This window comes from Psychrobacter sp. DAB_AL32B, assembly GCF_002224105.1.
Taxonomy (GTDB): domain Bacteria; phylum Pseudomonadota; class Gammaproteobacteria; order Pseudomonadales; family Moraxellaceae; genus Psychrobacter.
Window position 1 is genome coordinate 81,913 of sequence record NZ_NEXU01000079.1, and the last position, 6,000, is coordinate 87,912.

The 6,000-nt window shown below is 42.1% G+C and carries 4 protein-coding genes and 1 pseudogene; all 5 read right to left on the reverse strand.

Annotated features, from left to right (window positions below):
* Positions 1-145 precede the first annotated feature (145 nt).
* Complete coding sequence (locus CAN34_RS09660; RefSeq protein WP_089555462.1) at positions 146-1,870, reverse strand: bifunctional diguanylate cyclase/phosphodiesterase; 1,725 nt, start codon at positions 1,868-1,870, stop codon at positions 146-148.
* Positions 1,871-1,963: 93 nt separating this feature from the next.
* Entirely contained in the window at positions 1,964-2,860 is an 897-nt protein-coding gene (locus CAN34_RS09665; RefSeq protein ID WP_089555463.1) for a 16S rRNA (uracil(1498)-N(3))-methyltransferase, read from the reverse strand.
* A 402-nt stretch (positions 2,861-3,262) separates the two neighbouring features.
* A complete protein-coding gene (gene metF, locus CAN34_RS09670) occupies positions 3,263-4,111 on the reverse strand; it encodes a methylenetetrahydrofolate reductase [NAD(P)H] (RefSeq protein ID WP_089555464.1) in 849 nt (282 codons plus the stop codon).
* A 13-nt stretch (positions 4,112-4,124) separates the two neighbouring features.
* On the reverse strand, positions 4,125-5,549 hold the full coding sequence (gene ahcY, locus CAN34_RS09675; protein ID WP_089555465.1) for an adenosylhomocysteinase: 1,425 nt from the start codon (positions 5,547-5,549) through the stop codon (positions 4,125-4,127).
* A gap of 295 nt (positions 5,550-5,844) precedes the next feature.
* Positions 5,845-5,947, reverse strand: a pseudogene (locus CAN34_RS14080) (IS5/IS1182 family transposase); the annotation flags it as partial.
* Positions 5,948-6,000 lie beyond the last annotated feature (53 nt).

The window sequence follows — 6,000 nt, forward strand, 5'->3', positions numbered from 1 at the left end:
CGTTCACTGGCAAATATACAAGTTTGGTGACAATACTGATAAGTCATCAACCTGTCTTGCATCCTATGTACAATATAGCTTAAACGCCAAAAAACTTAATAATACTTGTAGGAAAACTCAATCTATCCACTTCTACATCGTCCCTCTAACAATCTTTATTTTTAGACAAATGTTGTTGCATTAACATATCGGTCGCAACTTCAGCAGGCATAGGTTTACCAAACCAATAACCTTGACCATATTGGCAACCCATGGTTAACAGTAAATCACGTTGTTGCTCATTTTCGATGCCTTCTGCAATGACCTGCATATCCAGTGCCTGTGCTAATTGCAAAATAGCTTTTACAATAGCGTGTTGGGTTCGATCGCCTGTGATTTTAGAGATAAAACTCTTATCAATCTTAATAAAATCAAAGGGATATTCTTGTAGATAGCTTAAGGAGGCGTAGCCAGTACCAAAGTCATCTAACGCAAGACAAATTCCCAACTCTTTAAGCAAATTAAGCTGTTTCTTTACATTCGAATGGCGTTTTATTAAAGAGGATTCTGTCACTTCAATATGTAATTGATGCGCGGCAATCTTATACTGTACAAGTAAATTGCTGACCAAATCGAAAAAATCAGGATGACTGAATTCAGCGGCATCCGCATTGATACAGATATGTTGATTGAAGCCAAGTGTTTGCCAAACTGACAACTGCTCAGCGATTTGTATCGCCATTTGAGAAAATAGCTCAAGCGATAGTTTATGAGCGATGATTGCATCAATAAAATCAATGGGTTGTAGTAATCCGCGAGTGGGATGCTGCCAGCGTACCAATGCTTCAAAACCTGTAATCTCGCCCGTATCCAATGCAAATTTAGGTTGAAAGTAGGGTATGAACTGACCTTCGCTGGTGGCCGTTCTAAGCTCAGATTCGAGCTGTATATGGTGCGCGTTAAACTCATTAATAGATTTTTGATACCAACAAACATCATCGCCACCGTGCTGCTTGACATAATTTAAGGCTTTCTCCGCTTTGGTCAATAATCCTATAAATTCATTATCATTTTTAGGAAAATAGCTGACCCCAACAGAGATATGGCAATAAACCTCTGATCCTTTTGTAGAGTTGTTATTTAAAAAGAAAGGACGCTCACACATTTGCATTAAGCTGTCTAACTGATGGCGTACCATATTGGCATCTTTACATTCAAATAGTAAAGCAAAGTCATCACCACCAAAATGAGAAAAACAGCGTAAATCATCAAGTTCCAGCGCTTTAATTCGCAGAACAAAGTTTTCTACTAAGGTATTGATGCAATCAGGTCCTAGTAAAATAGCAAGATTACGATAACCGTCAATGTTTAAGCGGACAATAATCACTTCTTGATAGCTGTCTAACAGTAACTCACTTGTCTGACTTAAAAACACCTTGCGGTTTGGCAGTCCAGTAAGTTGATCATAATTAAGTAAATGTACCAGCTTTTTTTTATTTTTAGCAACAATGGACATATTTCGAATTTTACCAACATAGTATGCTGTGTCATCCAGGTAAATTCTTCGGTAGGTAATATGACAATCAAGGGTTTGTCCGTAGCGATTTGCCATTGAAAAATCGCTTTCATAAAACCCTGTGCTATCTAAGCTGTTGGTTAGATTTTTTAATACCGCTTGTTCTTCTTCTGATAAAAAGTCAGCAGCGTATACACCAAGTGGACGTCCAAGCAAAAAAGCTTCCGTATAACCAAGCATCAGCTCATAGGTGGCATTGACCGACAAATAGCGCAAATTTTTATCTAAGATGAATATGGCATCTTCAAATTGCTCGCATAATTCGACCAATAATTGATGTTTGTCTGCCAGTGGCATAGGGGTAAAAGCGGTCATAACTGGACTCATAAAATGATTTTAAAATCGATAAAAAGAGCTTGTGGCTGGCTAATTAAAAACTTGTTTAAGTATAAGCGTTTTACGCTGTTGTTAAGGAGCAATAAGTGGCAAAAGTGCATGCAACGTTGCCAGCGCGACCACAGGCGCAGTTTCAGTGCGTAACACTCTTACCCCAATTTGCCAAGGCTCAAAGCCGACATATTGTGCTTGCAGACATTCGTCATCACTTAATCCGCCTTCAGGGCCAATCAATAATTCAATATAAGGGTTTTTTTTCTGTAATGCAGTCGATAGTAACTTAGGCATAGCGGGCTGTCCTGCCGCTGGCACGCTCAGTTGTAAGCGTAAATCTGCTGGCTGATGTAAGGCTTGATAGTAAGCATTCTGACTGAGCATTTCAATTATCGGGCTGACCAGCATACTGCCGTTTAAAGGCGTTATAGTCGATGCAATCGTTGCGGATTTGAGCCAATCATTGATAGAAATGGGGGCAAGGATAAGGGGCGGGCGATTAAGACCACATTGCTCACAGGCGGCAATAGCGACTTGCTGCCAATGGGCTAGCTTTTTTTCTACTTGTGCAGGTTTTAGATTAACCTCGCCATGATGACTACTCAGTAGCTGAATGGCAGTCACACCAAGCTCAGTCGATTTTTGAATCGCATAATCCATACGTTCGCCGCGACTCATCACTAAACCGATTTTAGTAAGCACCGGTGCACTGCGGTCATCGTTTGTATGAGCCAGTAAAGTCACAGTCGCGTGCTTTTTACTGATGGTTTGTAGCTGTACCTGATACTCACCACCAAAACCATCAAAAAAAATCCCTTGGTCACCAATCTTTGCCCGTAACACACGGCACCAATGATGCACGATGCTCTCTGTTAATTCAGCACTGCCTCCAATAGGCAAGGTGCTAAGCTGAGGGTAACTGATATCTGTTCCATTACTGATGTCATTGCTGGTAGCATAAAAAAAACGTCGCACGGTCGTTTAGTCCTATAATGTGAATACTGATACTTTTAAATATCTTAGCAGAATATCGTTTGAGTGGGTAAAGGTATCTTCGGGATTACAATTGTTCTAGTGTTTATCCTCTAATACTCATTTTTTAATACGTATGGTACAACATTGATTATTATCATTCTTAAGGCTATAACAAATGGCTGTGTTAATAAAAAGCGTAAGCTATAGTCAGTCCTAAATAAAAAAGTACAAATATTATAACGCGCTACTGATATAAATTTTCCTTGCTTGCTGTGCCTGCGCAGACAGAGGCAGCACAAAATTTATCCCAGTAGCACTGTTTTTTTATAGTGAATCGACTATACAACAAAAAACTGGCGCTCCTAAGAACGCCAGTCATTAAATGATGAATTGAGCAATTGTTTACGCAGAAAGTCCCAATGCTTCAACCAAACGTTTATTTGGCTCAACCTTATTCATGCTATAAAAATGCATGGCGGGCACGCCCTCAGCGATTAAGCGCTCACATAAGCGATAGACGACCTCAAAGCCAAATTCACGAATGGCCTTGCTATCATCACCAAAATCCGCCAACTGCTTACGCACGTAACGCGGAATATCAGCGCCACAGCTATCAGCAAAGCGAACCAGATTGCTAGAGTTGGTAATCGGCATAATGCCGGCAACCAATGGCTGCGCGATGGTATCGATACCACGCTTCTCTAAGGTATCACGCAAATACAGATAGCTATCGGCGTTATAGAAAAACTGCGTAATCGACGTATTTGCGCCAGCTTGGTACTTATTAACCAAGTTATCGATATCAGAGTCAAAGCTACGCGCTTGGGGGTGCATCTCAGGATAGGCGGCCACTTCGATATGAAAATGATCGCCTGAATGTTCACGGATAAACTTCACCAAGTCTACGGCAAACGGCAGCTCGCCCATACCTACTTGCCCCGATGGCAAGTCACCACGTAACGCTACCAAGCGCTTAATACCCAAACCTTTATAGAGGTCAAGCAACTCAGCGATTTCACTTTTATCATCACCGATACAAGACATGTGCGGCGCAATATCAGTGTTACCGCGAGCGCACAAGGCTTGGACGATATCCAAAGTGCGACTACGGGTTGAACCGCCTGCACCGTAGGTCACCGAAAAGTACGAAGGTGACAGCTTATTCAACTCATCATAAGTGCTGAGTAGCTTTTCGTGTCCTTGCTCAGTTTTGGCCGGGAAAAACTCAAAGGAGAAAGCGGGCTTAGTCACAGTCTGACTCCTATTAATATTTATAAGCGTCAGGCTTAAATGGACCTTCGACAGGCACACCTAGATACTCAGCTTGCTTTTCAGTTAGCTTCGTTAAGGTACCATTAAAGCCTGCAACCATTGCAGCGGCCACTTCTTCGTCTAGTTTCTTCGGCAATACTTTCACGTACAAGTTTTCGGTACGTGTATCAGCTGGTAGCTCTGCGAATTTTTCTTCAAACAGATACATCTGTGCCAATACTTGGTTAGCAAATGAGCCGTCCATCACACGTGATGGGTGACCAGTTGCGTTACCTAGGTTTACTAAGCGACCTTCAGCAAGCAAAATCAAATAGTCGTTTTCATCGTCTGAGCGGAAGATTTGATGGACTTGTGGTTTAATCTCAACCCAGCGCCAGTTATCACGCATAAACTGAGTATCGATTTCAGTATCAAAGTGACCGATGTTACAAACCACTGCTCCCGGTTTAAGTGCGGCAAGCATATGTTTGTCACAAACATGGTAGTTACCCGTAGTGGTAACAATCATGTCAGTGTCTTCGAGCAAGCGAGTATTGATGTTTTCTGCGCCGCCAGTGTTATCGCCATTGATGTAAGGGGATAATACTTCAAAACCGTCCATACATGCCTGCATAGCGCAGATAGGATCAACTTCTGAAACACGGACAATCATGCCTTCTTGACGTAAGCTTTGCGTAGAGCCTTTACCTACATCACCATAACCGATAACTAAAGCGCGGCGACCAGCAAGGAACATGTCAGTAGCACGCTTGATGGCGTCATTTAAGCTATGACGGCAGCCGTATTTGTTGTCGTTTTTAGACTTGGTAACTGCATCGTTAACGTTGATAGCTGGTACTTTTAGCGACCCTTTATTCAACATCTCAACCAAGCGATGGACGCCAGTGGTCGTCTCTTCTGAGATACCATGGATGTTATCAAGCAATTGGGCATAATCATTATGAATCAAAGCAGTCAAATCACCGCCATCATCCAAGATTAAATTGGCATCCCAAAGCTGACCTGATGCTTCACCGCCAACGTGGATTTGTTGGCGTAAGCACCATTCGTATTCTTCTTCGGTTTCGCCTTTCCAAGCATAAACAGAGATACCAGCAGCAGCAATAGCAGCAGCAGCGTGGTCTTGGGTTGAGAAAATGTTACATGAGGTCCAGCGTACTTCAGCACCTAGCGCAATTAGCGTTTCGATAAGGACGGCAGTCTGAATCGTCATGTGGATACAACCAGCGATTTTCGCGCCTTTAAGCGGCTGATCCGCTTCGTAGCGACGACGCAAACCCATTAGGGCAGGCATTTCAGCTTCAGCAAGGGTGATTTCACGGCGGCCGTAATCAGCTAAGCTGATGTCAGCGACTTTATAGTCAGTGAAAGCGGGGTTGATCGTATGGGCAGATGGGGTGTTAGACACTGCGTCCATAATATGCTCCTATCAGTGGTTAATTTATGATAAAAAGAATAATAACGCAGGTGCCGTTGTTATGCTGTCAAAGACTGAAATAACCAGTATCAAACAGTTTACCGAGCCTAACATGACGAATATATCAGCTTAGTTTGCTTATAAAGCGCAAACATAACAATCAATCCATATGGTGCAACACCTCTCGGAGGTCGTTATTGTAATTGATGGCAGTTAATTTGTCACCTATTGGCTGTGGAAAATAGTAAGCGTTCATGACACACAAAATTTCTTTAGATTAGGGCGTGTTGAACATTCATAATTTCAACCAGAGATAAGCACAAGCAAGCGCCACCGTATTCTCATAACTTTGATTGACTTATCAAATCTTATGCAACTGCTCTATAGTTTTTTAGTTTTGTTCAATCGTTTTTTCTTCAATTGCGGTCTTGTTAAGTGTTCTAATCATATA

What these genes read in the sequence shown, in the direction of transcription:
- CAN34_RS09660 (WP_089555462.1), bottom strand. Translation starts at nt 1,870, where the DNA reads ATGACCGCTTTTACCCCTATGCCACTGGCAGACAAACATCAATTATTG.
- ahcY (WP_089555465.1), bottom strand. Translation starts at nt 5,549, where the DNA reads ATGGACGCAGTGTCTAACACCCCATCTGCCCATACGATCAACCCCGCT.